Origin of the sequence: Gimesia maris (assembly GCF_008298035.1) — a bacterium.
Lineage (GTDB): Bacteria > Planctomycetota > Planctomycetia > Planctomycetales > Planctomycetaceae > Gimesia > Gimesia maris.
The window spans coordinates 3,384,953-3,410,216 of the sequence record NZ_CP042910.1 but is presented as its reverse complement, the minus strand read 5'-3'; the positions used below and the strand labels follow the sequence as shown (position 1 = coordinate 3,410,216).

The window sequence follows — 25,264 nt, the reverse complement described above, 5'->3', positions numbered from 1 at the left end:
TTTCAGGCCAAGCACTCAATGTTGAGGCCGTTCTGATCTGGAAACAACGGGGCAACCTGTTTTCTAAAACTAAAATAGTAGTCCAACCATTGAATACCCAGCTAGACGGTAGTCTTATTCACTGCCTGTCTCCACCACGAAAGACGTCCAATGCCAACCCGATATGCAACCATCTCGATCAGTCACCACGGTCGACTTCTCGACCGATTCTGCACGTTTTCGATCTTCCTACTTTTACTCATGATGATCAACACTATGGCTGCTCAACAGGCACCAGGAGCCGAGATCGTTTGTTTGACGGTGGATGATCCGAACAATTACGAAGCGGTCACGTTTCTCAATCGCTACGCGACGCAGGAGCTTCGGCCGGCTGGCCATAGTGTTACGATTCTGGAAGGCAATCAGCCGTTGCCAACAGATATTCCTGGGCTGCTCAAAGCGGTTCCACGAGCCGACCTGTTGATTGTATTTATACGACGGGCAACACCGCCAGCCGAACAGCTCGAAGCGATCAAAAAACATCTCAATGCGGGTAAACCACTGCTGGGGATTCGAACGGCCAACCACGCCTTTTTGCCTCGGGGTAAGGATGCCAAACCTCCTGAAGGAGGAGCGGTCTGGCCGGAATTCACACCGGCTGTACTCGGCGGACAAAACACCGGCTATGAGACCAAGGGGTTGCCTTATCGGGTCACACGCCACCCAGATGCTCCCGCGAAAACGCCGTTCTTGAAAGGGATCGACCCGTCCAGCATCCGCGGTTACCAGTCGCTGTACCTGGTCTTGCCACTCGCCGAAGATGCTACCCCGCTGCTGCTTGGTAAAGCGGAGACGGATACGCCGGCCCAGCCGTTAGCCTGGTACCGCACCTACGGTCCCAAACAGGCTCGGGTCTTTTACACAAGCCTGGGTGCACCCGAGGATGTCAAACAGCCTGATGTGATCCGGCTCTACAACAATGCGATCACCTGGTTGCTGGCCGATTGACGGGTCGTTTTTACACTGCCCCAGGTAGGACTCGAAGGTGGGCATGTTGCCTCCTCGTCATCCTCAATCCTGATTAGTATATCAAGTTCTGGATGCGGTTAGGGGGGCAAGGTCAATGACTTTTTGCTAATCACGAAATACACGAATCCACAAATATTTCTGATCGACAAACTCAGTTGAGCGTGCAGTCCCCGTTTCAGATTTGCCAGGGCGCGCGATAGGGGCGTTGCAGCATCTGATTGGCTTCGTCATCACCGATGAACTGTTCTTTCTCAGGGTCCCACTTTAGTTTTCGTTTCAGCCGCATGGCGATGTTACCCAAGTGGCAAATGCTGGCGGTAGAATGTCCGGCCTCAACGGGTTCGATGGGATCTTTCCGCGACTTGACGGAGTCAATGAAGTTCTGGTAATGATTCTCGCTGACGGGTAGGTGAATCTCATCGGCTGTGATCACCGAATTCTTGATGGCATCTGAGGATGCTTCTACCTCGCGCATATTGTTGACACTGAATTGAACCCAGCCTTCAGTGCCTTCGATGCGGGCTCCGAAGCCGGGATCCTGTGTACGACAAATAAACTCGATGCCGTTGGCGTAGCGTGCGCGGAAGTCGGTTTTCATCGCAGTGGTGTATAGATGCCCTTTGGGCGGCCAAACGACCCCTGGTTGATTCTCGAATTCCACCGGGCCAGTGCCATCCATGTCCAGCGCCCACTGGATGATATCGGTTGAATGAGCACCGGTGTTGGTTACCTGTCCCCCTGAATAATCGAGATGGAAACGGAAACGGTAGAAGCAGCGATCGCTGTGATAGGGAGCCATCGGAGCGGGGCCTAACCACATGTTATAATCAAATCCAGCGGGTACCGGCATTTCCTTCCAACCTGGGCCCGGTCCTGCACCGCTGCTATTAATAATAGAAACCACGCGTTTGACCTCGCCGATTCGGCCATTGCGTACCAGTTCACACATGCGGCGCACTAATTTATTCGAGCGATACTGAGAGCCGGTCTGTAAAATACGATTGTGCTTGCGAACTGCTTTGATCATCTGCTGACCATCGTGAACGGTGAGTGACATGGGTTTCTGGCAATAGACGTCTTTGCCAGCTTCACAGGCTTTTACAGTCGCCAAAGCATGCCAATGATCGGGCAAAGTGATCATGACGGCATCGATGTCTTCGCGTGCCAGAACATCGCGAAAGTCACTGTAGGCATCACATCCCTGGTACTTCCCCGAACGCGCCTTTTTGGCATAGTGCTCATTCACTTTTTTCTGAGCGGGGTCGCGTCCCAGAAAATGCTCTTTACGAGCATATCCACCACTGGCTTTGTTGACGTCGCAGACGGCAACCACCTGAGCATCTTCGAGCCGCAACATACCGGGCAAGTCGGCACGACTCTGATTTCCACAACCAATCTGGGCAATGTTGATGCGGTTACTGGGGGCATTCGCACCAAATACAGAACTGGGGACAATGGTGGGCACCATAAAAGCAGTACTGGCGGTTGCAATGAAGTCACGTCGCGTCAGCTTGCTGCTCTTATTCTCAGGGGGGAGAATTTTATTTTGCATATGAGAGTACTCTCTTAGAGATTGAGTTTGGAGCCCGTCAAAGTTTGGCCTCTACACTAAATCAGTGGCCATTTTCACCATATCATTTTATGCATTGTTAATGATATCAATAGTTTGCCCTCGCCGACAGTTTTTATCCGAGTTTCCCCAGATGGATTGAGCCTGGGTGCCTGGCCGAGAACAAGTTGTTGGAGGTTTGTGATCGGTGGGCGAAGGAGTTTTTCCTGCGCAGGCCGGAAACAGCCCGGCTTCAGGCCATTTGAAAACGGAACAACTTTAACAGGTTCTGCGCATGATGCAGACTGACGCCATTACTTGAAACAAAGACATTTTTCGTATCGTCTGCACAGAACCCGGGAAGCGTGCTCTCCCGAAGTTTGAAAAGATACGAATTGCCGTCAGGGACTGAAACGAGTGCAGAAAACAAACCTTGAGATCTGTCAGCCACTAAGGGAGCTACCATGGTTCCGTTAGATGAAATCGCGAAATAGATTTCTCCTCTGACTGTGGTTTCAAAATCGAATATACGATGACGATCATCCAGAAGCTGGCCATTCTGATTATGGAATACGATCTCCGGAACGATGAAGTTGGGCGGCGCATATTTGAGTGGCGAGACGCCCGTGAACCGAGGGGTCTGGATGCTGACGCGGAATGTATCGAGGGCCGGCGAGTTCGCCTGCATGACTAGTCGCTGGAGCTTCTGTGGAGGCCCCAGATTCAGTGAATCGCCAATTCGTCCTTTGCTTTTGCTGTCTGAGTGAAGATTTTTTCGGGTCACCAGGAGATTCGCCTGCGGGCTTAACAGCAGCGAGGGAATGTATCCCCGGTTAACAAGAGTATTTTCATCTCGAACTTCCAGCCCCAGTGCCTGTGGAGAACGGGAGCCCTGTGAGGTCTGTCGCGCAGGGAATTTGAGATAATAGCTGGCCAGTTCCTTGCCGGTTGCTGCATCCCAGATGCGACCACCATAGCGGGTTACCGCCCAGATACGTGTTCCATCATCCGTTTGACCTGTAGCAAGACTTAAACTCCGCCCCCTCTGTTTGATTTCTTCTGCAATTTTGAGACCGGGGTCATGGCAGAGCAGCTTGACTGTGGTGTCGGCATTTTCCTGTGGGATTTTGAGAAGATTTCCTGCGTCGGTTGAGAAGACGACAGGATAATCATCTTCTTCAAATACAACCTTTAACTCGTCACCGTTCTGGGAGCTCGGGGCAATTCTGCCCGAACCTGATTTAGATTTGTCTGGTGCCGTGAAAGATGCCGTTTGCGACTCACTACCAGATGTGTTAGAGCTGTTCTCAGTCTCCTCTGAGGAAGTGCAGCCAGGAAGCAAAAACGCGAAAAGGACGGTGTTAGCAAGTAGCATTTTCACCAGAATGCACCTTCCAAAAAAGAGAGAATGCTGAATCAGATTATGTTCTGATTCTCACAGCAGTAATACTCGAGTTTGCTGTTGAAATCAGTCGTTGTAAAACTTTGACTCACACTATGATTTATAATGATTATCTGTATGTATTAAGTAGACCGGGTTCCCGGCCCATTGCAGCAGAAACGATTTTTCACTCGTCGATTTTTCGCCAGCGCAACTTGTGGTATGTCGTTTTTCCATTGCCATGACTCACCAGCAGCAGCGTGTCCACCGGATCTTTAGTGATCGTCTGAAATCCGCTGCTCAGTTGGGAAACGTCTCCCTGCCAGGAGTAGAGTGGATTCCCGTCTGCAAAAGCAGAAATTGTCGCCAGTGTTCCTTTAACCAGAACCTGTAATCGAATCTCGTGCCTTTTTCCTTCTTCAATGATGAATGCCGACGTGCTGCAGGGACTGCTGCTGTGACTGGGATCAAGTCCGCCAATGGTAGCAAGACCGCTGAGTTTTCTTGTTCCCCATCCAAAAAACACCGAATCGACGGAACGGTTTCCCACAGGCAAGGCCAATGCGATCGCCTTTGAGTCTGTGAGCAGAATATGGCGGGTGAATGCGAATTCGACTTCATATGAACCTTGCGGTCTGGCCGACAGTCGCAGGATATTTTCGTATCCTCCTGAATTCAGATTCAGCGTGTTGCCTGTTTTTTCCCAGTTGCCACTGATAACATCGCGTTTCAAGTCTAAGTCGGATATCAGGTCTTGCCATTCTCCTGCTACCAGTGGTGCATCATCAATCAGCGGAAACTTCAGAATACGTTCGTATTCCACTTTCGTAACATGGTCGTTGCTGTTATTTAAGGCGCCCGCACAGACTCTGTACTTACCGATATCAAAATCGAGTATGACCGGGTCGCCGCATTGTTTACCATTGAGAAAGACCGTCACCTTTCGTCCTTCAATTAAAACCAGCAACTGGTCAAACTGATTCAAACCGTGAGTCGGAGCGTGTTCGCTGAGTAAGTGGTAGGCAGGCATTAACGAATTCGTTTTTGCCCCAAACAGGGAACGCCGCAGACTCATTTTGCCATGTTTTAGTTCGATAAGAAAACCAAGGTCCGTTAAATCATTATGCAAATTGACCAGCCAGCCTGCTCCTTCTATGGTTCGCACATCGACCTGGATGAGTCCGGACCCAGTATGATCGGCCCAGGGCCATGCCCCATCAGTAAAACCAGGATCGGCCTCAATCAGCATCCGACCATCACGAATTGCTGTGAAATAGGAACCCGTTCGTAGAGGAGCCCGGTTAAAATCAAACTCCTGAACATGAACCGGCTTCTGTTTCATGATCGCTAACAGCTCCGAAAGGACCGGATCGGGCTGGTCGATTGCTGCTCTGGTTTTACGGGGTGCTGCACTCACTTTAGGGGGTTGCTCCCCACGATCCAACACTTCAATGGCAAGCGTCTGTTTCCCATTGTTTTCGACTTCAAATTTGAATTGATCCCAACCTTTAATCACCGCGCCGTCCCTGGTGACAGTGACTTCGTGCTGACCAATCTCCAGATCAACCTGGCCCATGTTTCCATCGAATTTTACTTTATCTTTGCCATCAATGGTCACGCCGGCAGTTGGGTCGTCTATCGTGACTTTAACGGTCCGGTCCCCCGTGCGGAACAAAAAAGTAATCGCCCCTAAAAGCAAAAACGCGGGCAGGGCTGCTGCAAAGATTGTTTTTTTCCGTGCCGAATCACCGTTAAAAAAATCGAACCAATTGAAGCGTCGTTGATGGTTCCCGGAGGACCGTTCTGACTTTTGCTTTTTAACCGGTTTCCGCAGTGCGGGAAACCCCTCGTTACCGACTGGCACAGCGGCTTTCCCCGACGGATTATTTGCTTTTTGTGGACAGGGCGTCGATAACTTTCGAGGATTCTTTAAATAAGCCGTCAACGCATCGACCACTTCCCGCATCGACTGATAACGCTCTTCTTTTTTTTTCGCCATCATTTTCAGGCAGATCGCTTCCAACTCAGGATCGATCCGCTGCTCATACTTTGAAGGCAGTACCGGATCCACTGCGATGATTTGACCGATCAGCATGACAACAGGTCCTTCAAACGGAACCCGGCCTGTCAGCAGTTCGTAAAGAATGACCCCCAGGGAATAGATATCACTCTGCGTTCCCACCGAGTTAATATCCCCCGACACCTGTTCCGGAGACATATACGCCGGCGACCCCATGATCATGCCCGCAGTTGTCAAACGTGCTGCATCGTCTTTATCCAGCTGGCGCGCTAAACCAAAATCCATAATTACCGGTTCATTATCCTCATCCATGATGATATTTGCCGGCTTGAGATCACGATGGATTACCCCTTTCTGGTGCGCCGATTCGAGGGCCAGCGCCAGTTTACGAATCACCACTGCAATATTTCGCATGGATTTGATCTTTCCGCTGGAGAGAAAGCGGGATAACGGCATTCCAGAGATATACGCCATCGCGATATAACTGAATCCGTCCTGACTTCCTACATCATAAACCGGACAGATCCCCCGGTGTCTTAAAGTCGCCGCGGCCCGCGCTTCTCGATAGAACCGTTCCAGTAGAGCTGCTTCTGAATCAGGATCGTCAATCTTGGGAACTTTCACAGCAACCTGACGGTCCAGTTCTGTGTCATGCGCCAGATACACAGCGCCCATCGCCCCTTCGCCCAGTAGAGCCTCGATCTGATATCGACCAAATTGCCCATTAAGTACCAGATTTCTGTCGCTCTGCTGACTGGTTGACTGCTCTGGATCGAGAGTGGCATCAGGCTCATCATTGGTTGCCTGTGTGTGGTTCAACTTGCGATCAGAAGAGGGCAGTAAATCGGATGCCGTTGGCCCAGCCAGTTTTTCAATCAATGCCACATCTGCAAAATAGGCTGCCAGATCCGTTTTTAAATGGGGATGATCTAAAAGCAGTTGCTGCTGATCGATGATCTCGCCCAGGTCAATTCGACGCATACAACTGGCAATAATCATTTCGAGATCGCCACTCAGAAGCTGATTCTCTTCAAACATATCCCGCCCTTAAAAAATAGTTCGCAACAATTTGAATTGCTCACTTAAACTTGAGGTTTGATGCTCAAGTCTCACTGTTGAGCTTCTTGCGTAAATTTTCGAGCCCGCGTTTGATCAATGATGCCACGGCTGTTTCCGAACGATCAAAATGCTTCTGCAAATCCGCTAACGACCAGCCTTCCAGGTGACGTAACCGCACTGCTTCCCGTTGATCTTCAGGAATCGAAGCCAGCACTTCTGCTAATCTGACTGCATCTTCCGCCTGCATGACTCTCTGGGAGGGACTCAGAGTTTCCAGGTGAAATAGACCCTGTAGATTCTCCCCAGCCGCTGCTACTTCATTGACGATTGTTCGTTTCTCTGCCCCTAAATGTTTTCGAATGGTATCCTGGATGTTTCGTTCGTGAATTTTTTGTATCCAGGCAATGAACTGCGCCTCTTCTTTCCCGTCAAATTGTTCAAAGTTGCGAAGCGCTGACAGACAGGTTTGCTGTACGATGTCTGAGTCATCCACCCGCGCCTGCAGCTGTCCTTCCAGTGCTCGCTGGGCGATTAATTTCAAATAGGGACGGTGTCGATCCAGCAACTGTCCAATCGCATCCTGATTTCCTTTCAACGAATCGTTGAGAAGCTGCTGGTAGTCCGGGTTGAGCATGCTCGTATCCTGAGAGATCTCGATCAGTTAACGAAAATAATTCGAGTCTCTTATTATGTATACAAGCACTCCCGTTTTAAACAGAATTTCAGAGAATAATTCTTGATATCCGTGACTAATGGACCAGAGCTGACCAGCGGAATTATCTTGTGAGTGGATACCTTTACGGCTCAGATCCCCATCTGGCTTTGGGAATGATTATGACCGAAGTACCACTTAGTAGATCACCGATGCGTTTGCCCGTTATCAGCAGCATGGCTGCCTCGACCAAAATCATCAGAATCGTAATTGGCGCACCGACCAGTATTCCGATGACAGGAATACATAAAAATATCGGTCCGATCGCGAGCGGGAGATTGCGCAGGATTCGTGGACCCACCCAAAATGGATCGTCATTATTATTCAGCACCTGCAATCCCAGAATTATTTTTCCGGGACTTGAGCCGGCAACATCGCGCATCAGCCAATATAAGGAAAGCAGAACGCCAATGAACATCAGCCCCAGTATGGGAATAAGGACCAGGGGAGCCAGAGCAAAAGTTGCCAGACAATCAATAAGATAGGCACATACCCGGATTCCGACACTGGCTGAATCAGTGACCGGGAGACTGACCGCGGGTGTGGGGATTGCCGGGACAGTCTCTGGTTCTGAACTGGCAGACAGTATCTCGGTTACGGCCGGTTGATTTCTGGTTGTCGATGGATTTTTCCTGGCAGCTGACCGTTTCTGTTCAACAAAAAACTCCAGACGCTGAATCTCCCTGGGGGTAAAAACTCTGTCAATTTCATTTGAAACCGTAATCTTCAAGTGCCGACATATTTTCCACAACTGCTTTTCAGAGACCCGCAACTTCTGACATAAATCGTTGCAATTCATAGTGATACCTCACCTTGGATCGTAAGAGCTTAATTTTTAACAAGAGGGAAAAGAGGCAATCACTCCTCTCCAGTTTGCTTCCTGGATGAACTGACAGATGCCAGGCGACAAACAGTCCACATCATTAAAAGCGTAGCGGCGAGTCCAACTTGGCGGTGAAAAAAGCGTGTTTCAACAAAAATCTGAATATTTATGACCGGGGATCGACGCAGGATTGTTCTTAGCCACTCAGCATTCAATTTTGGAGATTGCCTCAACCAGCTTCTGATGACGAAGTTGACGGATAATCTGACACTTGGATTCAAGTGACTGTCGTGATAGCAGCCCAGGTATCGATCTTTGAACAAGACGAATATGTGCCGGTCTTATCGCTGTTTCTTCACCAGTCGGGCCAACCACAGGTCGCTACCCCCCTCTCCACCTGGACGGCTTGATACGAACAGCATGCTTCTGCCGTCACTGAGTAGTTGTTCGCGTCCCCCCCCATGAATATTTTCGGGAAAGAGCAGTTGCGGCTTTGACCAGGGCTCTTTCCAGTCCGGTCGCGTGAACATCACGAGTCTTGATTTGGGCTTCTCCGACTCAGAATCGAGATGCTGAGTCATGATGAAGAGGCGACCGTCATCACTCATGGTTCCCAGATCTCTTGACAGACCGACCGCTGGCAGTACGTCATCACTCAAAAACTCAAAAGGTGCCTCCAGCGATTTTCGCCGCCAGACAAAGAGAGTGTCGTCGCGACCGGAGAGGCCATTCCAGGACGAGAAGATGGAGGGGTGGAATGCTGTTAAACCGTCCGACGTCAATTTGTAAGCACCTTTGCTTCCCGCGGGGCCCGCGGCAATCGGATCCGGAACTGCCTCCTGCCAGGGCGCATCCAGACTGTCCCGCGTTGAGACCAGCGATTGTTTTCCTCCTCGCAGGAACGACAGGCGGAGGCCATCTACGGAAATCTGTGGTCTCTCTTCCCCGGAGTCGGTATTAATTTCTGCCGGTAAGCGTTCCGGAGCAGACCAGTCTGCTTCCCGCGACGGGCGGGTGGCAATCCATAAATCACGATTGCCGAACGGAGACGCATCACGAACGGAACAGAAAACGAGGGTCCGGCCGTCTGCAGTCATGTCTCCACCCAGGTCGAAATCCCGTGAATTGATGACGGGGCCCAGGTTCTTATCGATTTGCCATTCCCAGTCGCCCGAAGCAAGCAGGTCGGCAGCCGACGCCTGCTGGGAGACGGCGGAGAGGTTGTGTTTCGCAGAAACATCAGATCCCTGCGACGTGACATCAGCGAGTCCTGCCCCGTTTTGATCTGGTAGTGAATCACCCGACCAGATGAGGGCGATTACTCCGACCAGAGCCACCAGGCAGGCAGCCCCGATCAGACCGGCCCGGGTGCGTGGTTTGACTGCATCAGGTTCGGTGCTCGTCGGCTCGGATTCGTGATGGGCAGACGGCGCTTTGGGTGGGGGAGTATGAGACTGTCTTTCGGGTGGTGCAATGTGACAGTCATCGAGTGCCACGATAAATTCCCGCATGGACTGAAAGCGTTCGTCCGGATTTTTGGCAACCATTTTGCGAAAGACTGCGGCGATCGAATCCGGAACGTCGGGACGTTTCTCCTGCAGGTCCGGGATCTCGCCTTCGCGGTGCTGCACGAAGACCTTGAAGATGGTGTTCCCGGAATAGGGAGTCTCGCCGGTGAGAAGATAGTAGAGAGTGCAGCCCAGGCTGTAGATATCCGATCGAAAATCGACCAGATGTGCATCAAGAGACTGTTCCGGGGCCATGAATGAGGCCGTTCCCAGAATGGCACCGGCGGCCGTCAGTTCCGAGCGGCTGACAAACGGGTGACCGCTGTCGTCGGTAGTCGAGTCTGCTTTTGAAGTATTGTGCCCCATCGATTCGACGATGTGTGCGAGCCCCAGATCGAGTAATTTAACAGTCCCCTGATCGTCGAGGAGCAGATTGCCTGGCTTAATATCCCGGTGAACAATTCCCCGCTCGTGGGCATGCTGCAGCCCGCAGGCGGCTTGCCGGATACAGTCAACTGCCTGACTGAGAGAGAACGGCCCCGATACCCGCACGATTCTGCTGAGGTTGTCTCCACGGACATATTCCATCACGAGAAAATTGACGCCGCGGGCTTCATCGGCATCGTAGGCGCGAACGATATTGGAGTGTTCCAGGGTGGCAGCGACGCGGACTTCCCGTTTGAAACGTCTGATCTGTTCGTCGGATGCCAGCATCTGCTGCGAAATCATCTTTAAAGCCACGACCCGATTCATGTTGCGATGAATGGCTTTGAAAACCATCCCCATGCCGCCGACATCGATCAGGTCCAGAATCAGATATTTGTCGATCAGCAGTTCCGGCTCGCCTTTGAGGAGAGCGGAGGCCTGGTAGGAAGTCAACTTTCCTTCCGCCACGAGCTGCGATGCCAGCTGTCGCGGATCGGCTGATGGTTCGTTTGACGAAACGGAATCGCTCACGGAAGCGAATTCGTCAGGCGAGAGGACTCCGACTTCCGAGAGTTTAGATAGAAAGCTGTCACAGTCAACCGGCGGATCGTCTTCCGGCGCTGTTTCACTTTCAGGCGTGTCTTCATCTCCCAGTCGTGGAATGTCGGCAATCACCTGATCCAGATTCTGTTCCAGCAGGTCCGCAGAGGGCTCCGCATTCTCGAGCAGGGAGCGGACTTCGGCCAGCAGTTTCTTATCTGAGCCGTGCTGTTTTTGGAGCCAGGTTTCGCGTTTCTCTGCCGGGATCTCAAGGGCCTTCAGAAAAACCCGTTGTACCGTTCCAATCTGGGGATCAGTCATCTGCCTGGTTGCTTTCTGTGTCCGGACCGAGCGCGCGATACAACCAGGCCTTGGCATACTTCCAGTCATTATTGACTGTCCGTAAGGAGACGTCCAGCTGTTCCGCGATTTCTTCGCCAGTCAAACCGCCAAAAAATTTGAGTTCTACAATCCTTGCCGCCCTGGGTAACTCTTTCGCGAGTGTCTCCAGAGCTTCGTTCAATTCAAGGATGTCTAACCCTTTGGCGTCATCCGCGACAGAAATGTGCAACGGAATTCCGCGACCCTCTTTTCCGCCGCGTTTGAGCCGCTTTCGCTGGCGTGCGTAATCGACCAGCAATCGCCGTATAATCGTCGCCCCGGCAGCCAGCATTAATGAGCGATCAGCGGGATCGAGATTTTGCTGTTCCTTGAGGCGGAGGTACGCATCGTTGACCAGGAGTGTCGGCTGAAGCGAATGTCCGGGGCTTTCCCGGCGCAGGGCCTTCTCTGCGAGCTCATGCAGTCGATCGTAAATCGATTGATTCCAACTATTTGAGTCATCACTGGAAGATTCGGTCATCAATAATGCCTGTCGATCAGGTTCTTGTCGCGGTCCCGGAATTGGCGGGGGGACAACCAGAGCAGGGGGTTCCTTCAGAGAGCCAACGCATCTCTGAAGAAATTTATTCTACGGCAGCACCTCTCCATTCGCAACGCTGCATTTTCACGATCCTTCGCCGGAAAATGTTTCCAAAAATGCGAAATCAGAAAAAAACGTGATTCTGACTGCACACTATGCAGCAAGTCGTCGCCAAGGAAGTTACAGGGGAAGCGATGAGATGTTACTACCAACTTCAGGAGAGAAAAACATGGCGATCTACGATTCAACGGACCCAGAACTGAGCGACTACATCATTGGCAAGACAACCGGACATGCTTACAACGTTTATAGTTCGCTGGGTGTAGATCACCGCAACCAGGCAAGTCAATGGGGCGGAGTAAACTATAGCGGGGGGAGCAGTTCGAGAGTCAGTGCCGGACCGGGCATTTTCGATTCTGCATTTGAAGCCGCCGGGGATTTCGTCTGCATTTCGCTGGGTACCTGAAAGAACCGGATTGGCGCTGCGGTTGACTGGCATCATGGCATTTCTGATCTGTGGTGTCTCTTACGAACTGGGTGGGTGGAGCCTACTGGCCGTGACCGCCACCGGCTGGTTTGCTCCGCGCATTGCTGCGTGTCTACTGCAATTCACATTGTATCTTGTTCTGTTCATGGTTTATCTCTGTTTCGTGCTATTCCTTGTAGCCGCCTGCGGGGGGCTGTTTATCGGCGGTATCTTTGTACTGAATACTCTGCTGAAATCATAACACCGCCTGTGCCACATTCATAATCAGGCTATCCACTTGAAAAGCCGACTCGTATAACTCGTCAAGGGAGAGTCCCATGTTCAAACAATGTTTTAGCATGCTGTTTCTGGTTTTCGGTATCCTGTCCTGTCCAGCGTTTGCGGAAGACCGTATCTGGACCAGCGCCGATGGAAAACAACGGGTCAAAGCGGCGTTTGCGGGTGTCAAAGGAGAGCACATACAACTCTTATTACCCAATGGCTTTCAGGTGAGTCTTCCCAAATCCCAGTTCAGTCGGCGTGATCAGGAGTTCGTAGAGCAGGCATCGAAATCAGACGTGCCAGCGTCTTCCCCCCAACCGGAGTCGAATGAGACCGACCGTCCTGTTGCGATGAACGAACCCCCGAATGCCGACACACAGGGCACACCCGGCGATCTCAAGCTTCTGGCGAATGATGAAATCGGGCAATCATCGCGGGCCCTGGCAGAGAAACATGGTCTATCAGTATTGCATGGATTGCCAGTCATTCATCTGGATCATTTTTTACGACTGGATTCGATCCCATCGGCAACGGAGCGAAGCCGCGTTTACAAGCAGGCGGAGCAGGCCCTGCAGAAGGAACAGCTGAACTTCGGAAAGTTCCTCGAACTGGTCGCACTCGGAATCGATGCTGAATGGATTGAACCCTTCCTGCCTTCTTTTATCGCCAATCATTTTCCGAAATCAGTCGTCGAGTCACTTGTGAACTTCAAGTATCAGACCGGGGGCTCGATCGGGATCTGGAAAGGCAACAATGAATTTGAAAAGCGAGCCGCACAAGAGCGATTTAACAGGGAATATCGGAGCCAACTGACGAAGATGGCGATCAGAACGCCCTTTCGCATCTGTTTTCTTTCGAAAGCGAAGTTGTCGCCTTACGATTTTTCCCGCAAGGGGCTGGTTGTGGCTGCATTGAAAAAGGACATGAGCCCTGTCGCCCCCGGTGATGAATGGAAGAGTGCTTTCCCCGTCCTGCCATCTGCCGGCTACTATCGCAAAGAGATCAGCGTCGCTGGATCACCTGTTGCGGGTTCGACTTTCTGGCCTGTTTCACCGGAGGTTGTTAAAACGTTACCTGGTCGAACAATCAAAGGTTATACGGGTGGAGTGCGCACGGAACGCTGGGCGTATATTGCCACGGTCGTGACCTTTCATAGTTCACCTTTACTGGAGGTCACCGAGCGTAACCTGCCTGCCATTTTTGGAAGTGTGGATTCCATCAATATTTTTGCCGAACCCACGTTGCGAACCCACCTTTACAGTTTTCCCCTGAAGCGTTATCCCAGTTCCGTGTTGGTCGCAGGAAATGTTCATCCGGTTGCAAAACCTGAATCGAGCATTCCCTTTGATGAATTTGCTTTAGCAGGTCTGATTGCAAACGACAAACAGATCGAAGTGCATGCAGAGACCTGGAAAGAAATCTGGAATCACGCGGGGCTGCAGGATCAGGAAGCTTATCTTTTTATAAATGAGCAACTGAAAAAGTACTTCGATACCAGCAGCGGCTTTCCGAACATGCTCAGTTCAGAACAGACTTCAACTCAAAGAGAACAACAGTTAAGTGATGCTCGTGAGACACTTTCAAAACTCAAGTCCAACATCGACCAACGTCTGCATCCGACACGCCAGCCCTTTTTTCCTCCCTATGCCGGAAACGTTGGCCGGGACTGGGGTGAGCAAGACAACACTCTGAGTACCGCGCAGCAGAAGCGACTGACTGACTGGCTGGCGGAGCGAACCCGGGTCGCCGAGAATCGATTCCGCTTGACATTAAAACTGTCACTGGACGGCAGAACGGATGAACCGACACTGGTCGAAAGCCGCCTGCATCCGGATCTGGCTGCCGCTTTCCAGAAGCAAGGGAAAGAACCGGAACATTACTTTTCCCTGGATGAGAATCTGGCCTTTGACGAACGAGGGGAACTGGATCTGAACGGCACGAAAACCGGACTGTTTCGCATCCCGGGTCCTCAGTTTAAAACATACCAGTTTCTGATCAATCTCGGTCAGCCTGGTAGGACGCTGGCCAGAGCGTTGCCGGACCAGATTGTCAAACAAGCGTTGTCACAAAAGCCAGGCGAAACACGCATAGCCGTTTTTCTGGACGTCCAGGTTCATGATTTGAAACTTTTGGATACCGGTTTCCAAAATGAGGGAGCAGGAGGACGTCCGTGTATCGTTGTCGATGTGACACCCACGCACCTGGCCGTCGGCAAAGATCGCCAGGCTCCCCTGTTTGAGGTGCCTCTGGATCGTACTTCGCTACAGAAACTTGAAGCCAGCCAGCCCCAGAAAAAAATTCCAAGTCAGCCAGCAGGGAAGGGCCAACCCCTGGAATTGACTCCGCAGAGAATGCTGCCGCTGATTGCGAAAGTGGCCCCTGAATTCCTGGACGATGAGGAACAACTCGATCAGTTAATGGTCATGCGCTGGCGATTCGAGAACGTGTCCCAGTTTGATGTCAAACCCGATCAGATCTATTTCTTTGACAAGGGATCGCCATCTCTTCCGAGCGATGCAGAACGGGCTGCTAAAGCGGAAGAATTCAAAGCATGGGCCCAACGGTGGGCAAAGACCATACCGGATCAGATCGCCGTTCAATTTAAGGAATTTAGCTTTGAAGGACTGGATCGCCAACGTCCCAGCCCCGCTTTGATTTCCCGGAGTCTGGTCCCATGGCTGAAAGCCGGTCTTCCATACAATTTGCATCATGTTATGTATGACTTACAGCACCCTGATCGAATTCAGCCGCCGATGTCTGCTGAAGAAGTACAAAGCTTCTTGGATCTGTTTGCGATTGCCCCCCGGGATGTGGTACTGGAGCAGCAATTTGCTGTCCCGGATACAAAAGGCAACACTCACAAGGTGCTGACCCCGAATAACCAGGGTATTCCCGGTCTGACGAGCGTCCAGCCTGCTGAACCCATTTTTCCAGTGCTGCGTTTCGATAAAGAGATCTGGTCACCCGAAAATCCGCAACTGGCGGCGACTACTCAGAAACCAAAGTTAGAGGTCATTTTTCAAGTAGTTTCGCTCAAGCTGGTCGAAACGCTACCCTGCCAACCCTGGATTGAGGGGGAGTCGAAATTTCATCATCGAAACTATCCTGCCGATCGCATTCCCGACAACGGACAGTACGCCCTGATCCAGGTGAAACTGAAATCGGCCCGCCTGGTCGACCCTGCTACGGATAAGACAGTGCTCCCCTTGGTGCTGAAAGAGTATCGCTCTGTGAAAAAAAATGATGCCGGGAAAAATTAAGTGCATAAGCTTGATTTCTTGCACTGAAATCTTTCACGACGATCCAGTCAATTTCGCATGAGTTCTCGACCACTATTCGACGCCGGGATGAAACAGGAAAAAATGGGGAAAACAGAAATTCTCCCGATTCTCGTTGCACTCTCTCCTCTTAAGCATCGCCAAGTCTGGTGCAGGCAGAGACTAGTGTGAAAGAGACATCCCGTTCGCGGGAAAGGAAATAATCATGAGACACAGCCAGACACGATTCGAAAAACTGATTCACCTGACGCGATCGATTTTCCAGAGTCTGTTCGCCTGGCCACAGCGACGTACTGCTTTCCGGGCGAAAAAAACGTGGATTCAGCCGACGAGCTGCCAGATCGAATTTCTGGAAGAGCGTACAATGCTCACGGCTGCGTTTTCGGAACTGGCGAATCCCAACCCAGGTGAATTTACCGAATTCGGTGCCTCAGTGGTCACGTTGAGTACCGGTAACATTGTTGTCACCGATCCGAGATACAACAATTGGAGCGGGGCCGTCTATCTCTTTAACGGCGAAACGGGTGGGCTGATCAGCACGCTGATCGGGGACTCTTATGAACAGATCGGAAGTGGTGGCGTCACGGCATTACCGAATGGCAATTTCCTGGTGAGTAGTCCGCGGTGGAGCAATGGTAACCTGGGCTGGGAAGTCGGAGCGGTTACGTTTGGAAACGGTGTGACCGGTGTGACCGGCGTCATCTCGGCTGACAACAGCCTGGTGGGGACCTCTCCCAGTGATGGAAGTGGCGGCGGAAGAATTCTCGTATTACAAAATGGGAATTACGTTGTCAGCAACCCCTTCTGGGACAACGGCCCGATGACCGACGTCGGTGCAGTCACGTTTGGTGATGCGACAACCGGTGTGACAGGCGTGATTTCAGAAGCGAACAGTCTGATCGGCGCCAGTGCACAGGATAAAATAGGATTCCACTATGGCAATGATACGGGAATCAAAGTGCTTGCGAACGGGAATTACCTCGTGGGTAGTCCGTTCTGGGACAACGGCTCGATTGAAGACACCGGCGCGCTGACCTGGGGGAATGGAACCACTGGTACGACCGGGGTCGTCTCGATGTCCAACAGCCTCATCGGTTCATCCGAAGATGATCTTGTCGGAGACTTCATGAATGGAAATGTGAATATCACGTTGCTCGCCAATGGGAACTACGTACTCAGCAGCCCGGGATGGGATAACGGTTCTGTCACGGACGCCGGTGCGGTGACATTCGGGAATGGAACGACGGGTGTGAGCGGCGTGATTTCCTCAGCCAACAGCCTGGTGGGAACAACGGCCGGTGACAGACTGGGCTACTTTCATCCCACCACTTCCAGTGTAACAGAGCTCACGAACGGGAATTACGTCCTGGCCAGTCCCCTCTGGGATAATGATAACATTATCGATGCCGGTGCCGTGACTTTTGGCAGTGGTACAACTGGTGTTAGCGGAGAAATATCTGCGACGAACAGTCTTGTTGGTATCACAAAAAATGACAAACTGGGTTTTGGTGGTTCATCCTTGTATGGAGTCTCACCACTCGCGAACGGTAACTATGTGGTGAGTAGTCCTTATTGGGACAATGGCTCCGTGTCCGATGCCGGAGCTGCTACTTTTGGGGATGGAACAACCGGCGTCAGCGGCGTGATCACCGCCGATAACAGTCTGGTCGGCTTGACGAAAGATGACCTGGTGGGATATGCCGGAGTGACGGCATTGACTAATGGGAACTACGTCGTCAGTAGCCCTGCCTGGAGCAACAGTTCTGAATTAGCCGTCGGTGCAGTCACATTTGGTAACGGCACCACCGGAATCAACGGCGCGATCTCATCTGCGAACAGTCTGGTCGGATCGAGCAATGCGGATAACGTGGGCAATGGAGGCGTCACAGCACTTCCCAACGGTAATTATGTCGCCATCAGCAGCAACTGGTCATTCAAAAAAGGGGCAGCGACATTTGGAAACGGAACCACCGGGATTACGGGAGTCCTCTCTGCGGACAACAGTCTGGTCGGAACAAAAAATTATTCTTACGTCGGTTTAGATGGCGTGACCGTGCTGGCAAACAGCAATTATGTCGTTGTCAGTTCGCAGTGGGGAAATGAATCGTATTACGATGTAGGAGCGGTCACCTGGGGGAGTGGAACCGCCGGTATTTCAGGGGCTGTCTCGGCAGCAAACAGCCTGGTTGGAGCAAAGAGGGACGACAATGTGGGTTCCAATGGGGTGACAGCACTCACGAACGGAAACTATGTCGTCAGCAGTCCGGGCTGGGATAATGACACAATCACGAATGCAGGAGCAGTGACTTTCGGAGAAGGGACGACCGGAAGCAGCGGTCTGGTCGCGACGACAAACAGCCTTGTCGGCTCAGCGGTCAACGACCGTGTGGGCGAATTTACATATGGTATCTCCGCCGTGACAGCACTTTCCAACGGGAACTATGTGGTTGCGAACCCGAACTGGGACTATGGCTCGATTACCGATGCTGGTGCCGTGACATTCGGAAATGGAATTACGGGAATCAGCGGTGAGATTACATCAGCCAACAGTCTCGTCGGAACTCATAGTGATGATCAAGTGGGGAAATATCGAACTGGCGTCTCCGGAGTCTTCGCACTTCCCAACGGGAACTATCTTGTGAGAAGTTCTTATTGGGACAATGGTTCCCTTAATGAAGGAGACGGTGTCACGTTTGGCGATGGCACCACAGGTGTGAGTGGTTTCCTTAATTCCAGCAACAGTGTGGCATCGATCAAAGGGGGGAGTTTTTTCATCAAGCTCATTCTGGATAATGTCAATCAGGCTTTTCTGGTGGCCTACGAGGAAGAGAATACGATCTGGGTTGGCTCGCAGATCGATGGCTTCGCGGGAACGACCTTCGATCTGATTGAAGATGTCGTCATCAGCGAGAATGCTCCAGAGCAATCTATTGATCTCACGGGACTGGAACCCGTCATAGACGGGCCCGTCGTCTGGTCGGCCTCGTCAGACAATCCTGATGTCCTTCCGGCCTCCGGACTGACCGTTCTGGATGACGGGGGGAGGCCGAAACTGAGAATCACTCCGCTGGCAGGCAGGACCGGCACTGCCCGGATCACCGTGCAGGTTGAAGATGGCGGACTGGATAGCGACCTGGCAACGCCCGAGGATAACGGCCTTTTCCAGCGTTCCTTTAATCTCACGATTAACGCCATCGAAGAATCACTGGATGAGCATCTTGCGTTGCGGATTGTCAGTTCCCCCACAGCGGTTGACGTCCATGGTGAAGCAGCCGCATTGCCAGAGGATCAGGCCTGGTTCAGTGAATGGTCGAATTACTGGGTAGAAATCTGGGTGAAGACCGAAGACTTAAGCAGCGAAGGAGTCGCCCTGGTTGCCGTCGAACTGGGTTATCAGACGGATGCGACCTCCGCCACGGAGATTCAATTCGGCCCGGCGTTCACACAAAACCAGTCTGGTACGATTGATGATATCAGTGGCAAGGTTGAACAACTGGCCGCAAGTACTGAAACCGTTGAATTGGGCATTGAAAAGCAGCTGTTGTTCGCCCGCATTAAATTTGCCGCATTGGATCAGGACGAAGTCGCTTTGGGACAGGGAGGGGTGGGGTTTGGCTCGGAGACGCTGTCGTTTGAAATTACCAGTTCACTGATCGGACGGGGAAACGGGCAAGTAGTCGAACCGTTGAATATTGAGAATTCCGGAGTCGAAATCTACGCGAATCCCTTCGACCTGAATGATGATGATCGGATCAATTACCGGGATCTGATTCTGCTTGTCGGGCTCTATAATGTCATTCCATCAGAATCCGATTCTGAGTATGCCTGGTTTGCCGATTTTGATCAGAGTGACCGCATCGATTATCGCGATCTGATTGCGTTAGTCTCTAATTATGGTAAATCAAAACTCAAAAAATCCGTCATCAATTATCCAAGCAATTATCCTGATGCCTGGGACCAGCAACTGCAGGTTTCATTGACTCCACAGATCGGAACAAATGCTCCCCCACTGACTCAATCCCAGGCGGAGACAGCACTGCAGACTGCCAAAGAAGAAGTGAGTTGGGAACTGCCTGAAGAAGATCAGCATAAGCTGACTGGTGTCAATATTGAGGTGGTTGATCTGCCAGGAAAGACCTTGGGCCGAGTGAACGCTGGCACGATTTATATTGATGTAAATGCGGCGGGCTTTGGCTGGTTTGTAGATGAAACACCGCGCGCTCACAGCGAGTTTCAATACGAAAGCGAGTTGACGTTGATTGCTTTGCCTGACAGTGATGCAGAGGGGCTGATAGATCTCTGGACGGTGATCTGTCATGAACTGGGGCATCTGCTGGGCTATGAGCATGCCAGTGAAGGATTAATGGAAGCAGCCCTGGATCCAGACGAACGCAATCTGCCAGATTGGCATGACGAAGCTGATGACTTTTTTGTATCGTTGAAGGACGATTCTGAACTACTCGTGTTTTGATGTTACAGGATGACAGCGTGGCCGTGAGATTAATTTGAGTTCCGAGGCTGTCGGAAATACTTTGCATCGGGTAGGGGTGTGTACTCAAGCATAAATAGTTTTATTTTCACGGACTGGATTCCATACAATCAATCGAAAAACTAATTACTTTCTTGGTCAAATAATACAACACGCATTTCCCACATTCCGGGTTAAAAAGACAGGCGCCTGGCGATAAGTACTTTCGAACAGAACAAGAGGTGTTGGGGCAGCTGCAGGAGGGCCGTTTCGGAGCGAGGAAATGCGCTACTCATGTTCGTACTTTTAGGCACTCGTTGACCGTTCGCGTAATGCTTCATACAGGTTGGTGTGATTCAGCAGAATGTCTTTCAGTCCCTGTTTGATTTTCTCTGAGTTCAGCGCCTGGGTGCTCATTTCGATGTGGGCGTCCAGGGCGTTCATGATGGCTTCATCCAGTTCTGAGCCCAGATCGGGAGAATTGCCGAATTGTTCTTTCGAATTACTGCCTGCCTGCTTTCTTAAGGTCTCAGATTCGAGCAGTTTTCCGAGAATGACATTATTTACATAAACCAGTTTGTCGTTCTCGCTGAGTTCGCCGGTAAACAGGTCATTCACCTTTTCGATGATCTCACTGAGTCGGGCTTTCAACTTCTCCTGAACGGCACCACTGCCCGCTTCGGTGATCGGGTCCAGTTGCAAGCCGTCTTTGTCGTGTAATTGCATCTGCTGTTTACCACGGTTTTTCAGATTGTGGTGAGTCAGTTTGACCTCTGACAGATCCACGCCTTCGCGCTCGCGTCCGAATTTCAGCAGCCGCTGCAGATGCCGGTAAAAAATCGAGCGTTTTTCGAAGTCGGTATTTCCATAATCAAAGATCTGGGACAGGAACGTATAAGCCCGCAGATAAGTCTGCATATTCCCTTTGAATAGATGGAGTGCCTCCATCGTTTCCTTGGCGGTTTTGGCTGTCTCATCATCGTTATTCTGTTTGGCCAGATTGAAGTCTGCTTTCGCGTTTTCATACTGTTTCAGCAGACGTTCGGCCACTGGCTTGATAGCGGCTTCCAACTGGCTCTGCTTCGATTTCGGGTTGAGTTCGACATTCACCACCCGTTCGACTTCAAAATCGTCATAATAGCCGGTCCCGTCCAGCGTTGACCGCAGATCCAGTATCAGGTTTGGATCAGTGATATTAGACAGGCTGGCTGTCGTGAAATAGACTTTGAATGAGGCGAGAATCACTTCCGGATCATTCACAAAGTCGAGTACATAGGTGTCTTCCTTACCCGGATAGCAGCGATTCAGTCGGGAGAGGGTCTGTACTGCCTGTATCCCGTCCAATCGCTTATCAACGTACATGCCACACAATAAAGGCTGATCGAAGCCGGTCTGAAATTTGTTAGCCACCAGCAGGATCTGGTATTCGTCCCCTTTGAAGGCTTCGCGGATATCGCGTCCCTTCAGACCGGGGTTGAGTGTCTGGCTGGATTCTTTGAACGGTTCGGGGCCGGACTCTTTGTCGTTGACTTCCCCGGAAAAGGCGACCAGTGTTTTGAGCGGGTAGCCTTTTTCTTTGATATACTTTTCAATGGCCAGTTGCCAGCGTACCGCCTCCAGGCGACTGCTGACGACGACCATTGCTTTGGCTTTCCCGTCTAGCAGCATGGCGACCGTTTCCCGGTAATGTTCGACGACGATCTGAACTTTCTGGGAGATATTGTAGGGATGCAGTCGGACCCAGTTCATCAGGCTTTTCATGGCGGCGCCGCGTTCAACTTCGGTGTCGTCAAATTCTTCGCCTCCATTCGCCAGTTTATAAGCCAGCTTATAAGACGTGTAATTCTTGAGGACATCCAGAATGAAACCCTCTTCAATCGCCTGTCGCATGGAATAAACGTGAAACGGTGCCGGCAGGTTCCCTTCGCCAGCAGGTTGACTGGGATCAGGGCGACGCCCGAACAGTTCCAGCGTCTTGGCTTTGGGAGTGGCCGTAAACGCGACGTAAGTGATGCCTTTTTCACTGGCGCGGGATGCCATCTGTGCTGCCAGAATGTCTTCGCTGCTGATTTCGCCCCCGTCGGCAATGGCTGCCTGTTCCTCTGCCGATAACAGCTGTTTCAGTTTGGAAGCGGCTTCCCCTGTCTGTGAGCTGTGCGCCTCGTCGGCAATGACGGCAAACTGTTTGCCCTGGGTGGCTGCCAGTTCGCGGACTGCTTCCAGCGCAAACGGGAACGTCTGGATCGTACAGACGACAATCTTTTTATCCCCGGACAGGGCTTCTGCCAGTTCTGAACTCTTGCTGCCGCCTCCCCCCTTAATGGTGGCGACGACACCCGCTGTCCGTTCGAAGCCGTAGATGACATCCTGTAACTGACCATCAATCACTTTCCGGTCAGAGACGACCAGGACCGTATCGAAAATCTTTTTGTTCTCGGCATTGTGCAGGTCTGCCAGAAAATGAGCCGACCAGGCAATCGAATTCGTTTTTCCCGAACCGGCGGAATGCTGGATCAGGTACTTCTGACCGGGGCCTTCGGTTAAGATCGCCGCCTGTAGTTTGCGGGTCGCGTCCAGCTGATGATAGCGGGGGAAGATGATTTTAGAGATCTGTTTTTTCTGATCCAGTTCGGCGACCATATACCGCCCGAGGATTTCCAGCCAGCTTTCTCGCTGCCAGACCTGTTCCCAGAGATAGGAAACCATATAGCCATTGGAATTGACCGGATTTCCCGCGGCACCTTCATTGCCCAGGTTGAACGGCAGAAAATGAGTTGCTGTCCCTGCCAGTCGAGTGGTCATCTTCGCTTCCCGGCTGCTGACCGCAAAATGCACCAGAGCGCCCGAAGGAAACGACAGGAGCGGCTCGGCTGCCTGACCTTTGGGGGCTGGATCTCTGTCATGGCGGTACTGATCGACGGCGTCTTCAATGCTTTGTGTGTTGTCGGTTTTCAGTTCAACTGTCGCGACGGGCAGACCGTTCAGGAACAGGACCAGATCGATACTCTTTTCATTATGCAGAGAGTACCGCACCTGCCGCACGACTCGCAGCCGGTTGGCAGCATAATGTTCCATGATCTCCGGGTTGATGGCCAGCGCGGGTTTGAATTGTGCCATCTTGAGTTTGTGGCGCATGCCCAGTACATCGAAGCCCTGCCGCAATACAGAGAGCGTCCCGCTCTTGTTGAGTGCGTCCCGCAATCGGTTGAGTAACGCCTGTTCTGCTCCTGCGCCGTGATTCTTCGTCAAAACTTCCCAGGCTTTGGGCTGTGTTTCCTGCACCCAGGCGACGACATCCGCGGGATAGAGTGCCCGCTCCCGGTCGTAATGGGCCGCGTCTTTGTCGGCAAACAGCCAGCCCGCCGCGGACAGCTCATCGCAGATCTCGTCTTCGAATTTGATTTCTTTGTGCAGGCTCATATTTTGGCTTTCTCTATTGAGTTGTTCCAAGGAACATCCTCATATCTTGCGATAGGAAAAGGTATCAGGCGATTAACATATTGTCCTGAGTATCCCATTCTATTGAGCAAGATTAGTGTGATATACCATTTCAGCAATTGATTCGTTTCCCAATATAATTTCTCCAGTTCGATACTGAATTGATTCTTCCATTTAGACATTGCTAATCTGTTTGACTCATTCGGATGAATGATTGCGTTTCGAACATTTGTTATCAATTTAGGACCGGTAGTAGGTTTTAAATGTTTTGATAATTTACTGAGAGACTTCAATTGGCTGGGGGGCTCAGAAGGGATGCCACAATGTGCCAGTAAGAGTTGAATTTGATTGGCAGCATTTAACTTGCCAAATTCACCTGATTCAAGGATTTTACCATCATCAACGAATACTAAGCATGACAGCATTTCTAATGGAATCTGACCGACTGCTATTGCCGCTTCAATCCCCCCTGATCTCCTTGAGGTTTCTATCAACCAATGCACAGCAAGTTCTAGTGGTTCTCGCCAATTTTCATTTGCCCAAAGCTTCATAAAACCAGGGAATGCAGTAGAAAGATAATGACCACGATTTGAGCTTAACCACCCGTTCAAATAAGAATCGGCATCAACGCTATGGTTTTGCCATATTTCACAGCTTTTAGGAGTGACTTCATTTGATCCCACAACCAATATTGGAGCTGTCCAATTAGTAAACGAGAAGGACAAGAATATTCGGATGCCATTGAGAAGGGGCTTGATTTTCTCTTTTTTGAACGGTTTACCATCGATCCTGCTGATTTGCCCTACCCCAGTTATTGCAATATTCTCACTACTCCGAGCCACTTGGCTAAGACCCAAATAGTCTCGTATTGGTTGTAAAGCAATACGGAACCCCTCAGCTTCAAGTACTACCTCAGACCAACGAACTGTTTGAGTATCAATTTTATCATGATAACTCTGGCCACCATAAAGATCAGGATAGTTGGGGATGTGGAAAGTCACATACTGAAGATCGTGATCAGTACCGATATCGATATCGTTCTTGATATGTCCTGCAATATGATTATCTAACACGTAATAGATTTGACCAGTTGTTGTGAACGAATTTGAGACAATTTCAACTTCGCCATAGTTAAAATCATGAGTGTTTATGTCTGGGAATTCGAAGTATAGCCCCATCGGAGACCATTTTTGTAAGATTCTTACCGTTCCTGTACACTCGACTAATTGATCTGAATCTTCAAGAGTCTGCTTGAGCGTGGCTTCCTCTTCAATAAGCAGAATTTCTTGGTCTGGTTCTTGTGTGGTGTAGAACGGCTTTATTCGATCTGGGGTTGAGTCCTTGTTACACATCAACAATCCCTCCCCAAATTAATTGGCTGGAT

Annotated in this window: 14 protein-coding genes; 5 read left to right on the top strand and 9 right to left on the bottom strand. The window is 51.1% G+C overall.

The window, feature by feature from the left end:
- The first annotated feature begins 255 nt into the window (after positions 1-255).
- Complete coding sequence (locus GmarT_RS12625; RefSeq protein WP_002646143.1) at positions 256-987, top strand: ThuA domain-containing protein; 732 nt, start codon at positions 256-258, stop codon at positions 985-987.
- Between the two features lie 196 nt (positions 988-1,183).
- Here GmarT_RS12625 and GmarT_RS12620 read toward each other — a convergent pair whose 3' ends face one another.
- The 7 genes from GmarT_RS12620 to GmarT_RS12590 all read right to left on the bottom strand — a co-directional run bounded on the left by GmarT_RS12620 (position 1,184) and on the right by GmarT_RS12590 (position 11,888).
- Positions 1,184-2,560 carry a Gfo/Idh/MocA family protein gene (locus GmarT_RS12620; protein ID WP_002646144.1) on the bottom strand — a complete coding sequence of 459 codons (1,377 nt, stop codon included), beginning with the start codon at positions 2,558-2,560 and terminating at the stop codon, positions 1,184-1,186.
- A 250-nt stretch (positions 2,561-2,810) separates the two neighbouring features.
- A complete protein-coding gene (locus GmarT_RS12615) occupies positions 2,811-3,938 on the bottom strand; it encodes a hypothetical protein (RefSeq protein WP_149302791.1) in 1,128 nt (375 codons plus the stop codon).
- Between the two features lie 187 nt (positions 3,939-4,125).
- Positions 4,126-6,996, bottom strand: a complete 2,871-nt coding sequence (locus GmarT_RS12610; protein WP_002646146.1) for a serine/threonine protein kinase — start codon at positions 6,994-6,996, stop codon at positions 4,126-4,128.
- Between the two features lie 64 nt (positions 6,997-7,060).
- The gene (locus tag GmarT_RS12605) at positions 7,061-7,651 is read right to left on the bottom strand and encodes a sigma-70 family RNA polymerase sigma factor (protein ID WP_002646147.1); all 591 of its coding nucleotides are present in this window, start codon (positions 7,649-7,651) and stop codon (positions 7,061-7,063) included.
- 163 nt (positions 7,652-7,814) lie between these two features.
- On the bottom strand, positions 7,815-8,528 hold the full coding sequence (locus tag GmarT_RS12600) for an RDD family protein (RefSeq protein ID WP_081459464.1): 714 nt from the start codon (positions 8,526-8,528) through the stop codon (positions 7,815-7,817).
- Between the two features lie 365 nt (positions 8,529-8,893).
- Entirely contained in the window at positions 8,894-11,347 is a 2,454-nt protein-coding gene (locus GmarT_RS12595) for a serine/threonine protein kinase (protein ID WP_002646149.1), read from the bottom strand.
- Positions 11,340-11,888: an ECF-type sigma factor gene (locus tag GmarT_RS12590; protein ID WP_002646150.1), complete on the bottom strand. Its 549-nt coding sequence runs from the start codon at positions 11,886-11,888 to the stop codon at positions 11,340-11,342. Before GmarT_RS12590 ends, GmarT_RS12595 begins: the two co-directional genes overlap by 8 nt.
- 289 nt (positions 11,889-12,177) lie before the next feature.
- Between GmarT_RS12590 and GmarT_RS12585 the strand changes: the two genes are divergently transcribed.
- The 4 genes from GmarT_RS12585 (at position 12,178) to GmarT_RS12570 (ending at position 20,445) form a co-directional block, all read left to right on the top strand.
- The gene (locus GmarT_RS12585) at positions 12,178-12,414 is read left to right on the top strand and encodes a hypothetical protein (RefSeq protein WP_002646152.1); all 237 of its coding nucleotides are present in this window, start codon (positions 12,178-12,180) and stop codon (positions 12,412-12,414) included.
- Between the two features lie 10 nt (positions 12,415-12,424).
- Entirely contained in the window at positions 12,425-12,676 is a 252-nt protein-coding gene (locus tag GmarT_RS12580) for a hypothetical protein (protein WP_002646153.1), read from the top strand.
- A 76-nt stretch (positions 12,677-12,752) separates the two neighbouring features.
- Positions 12,753-15,956: an SHD1 domain-containing protein gene (locus tag GmarT_RS12575; RefSeq protein WP_081459465.1), complete on the top strand. Its 3,204-nt coding sequence runs from the start codon at positions 12,753-12,755 to the stop codon at positions 15,954-15,956.
- A 223-nt stretch (positions 15,957-16,179) separates the two neighbouring features.
- On the top strand, positions 16,180-20,445 hold the full coding sequence (locus GmarT_RS12570) for a hypothetical protein (RefSeq protein WP_002646156.1): 4,266 nt from the start codon (positions 16,180-16,182) through the stop codon (positions 20,443-20,445).
- A gap of 303 nt (positions 20,446-20,748) precedes the next feature.
- On the opposite strand, the gene GmarT_RS12565 is transcribed toward GmarT_RS12570, so the two are convergent.
- Positions 20,749-23,862 carry a type I restriction endonuclease subunit R gene (locus GmarT_RS12565; protein ID WP_002646157.1) on the bottom strand — a complete coding sequence of 1,038 codons (3,114 nt, stop codon included), beginning with the start codon at positions 23,860-23,862 and terminating at the stop codon, positions 20,749-20,751.
- Positions 23,859-25,232, bottom strand: a complete 1,374-nt coding sequence (locus GmarT_RS12560; RefSeq protein WP_002646158.1) for a YopA family protein — start codon at positions 25,230-25,232, stop codon at positions 23,859-23,861. Before GmarT_RS12560 ends, GmarT_RS12565 begins: the two co-directional genes overlap by 4 nt.
- Between the last annotated feature and the right edge of the window lie 32 nt (positions 25,233-25,264).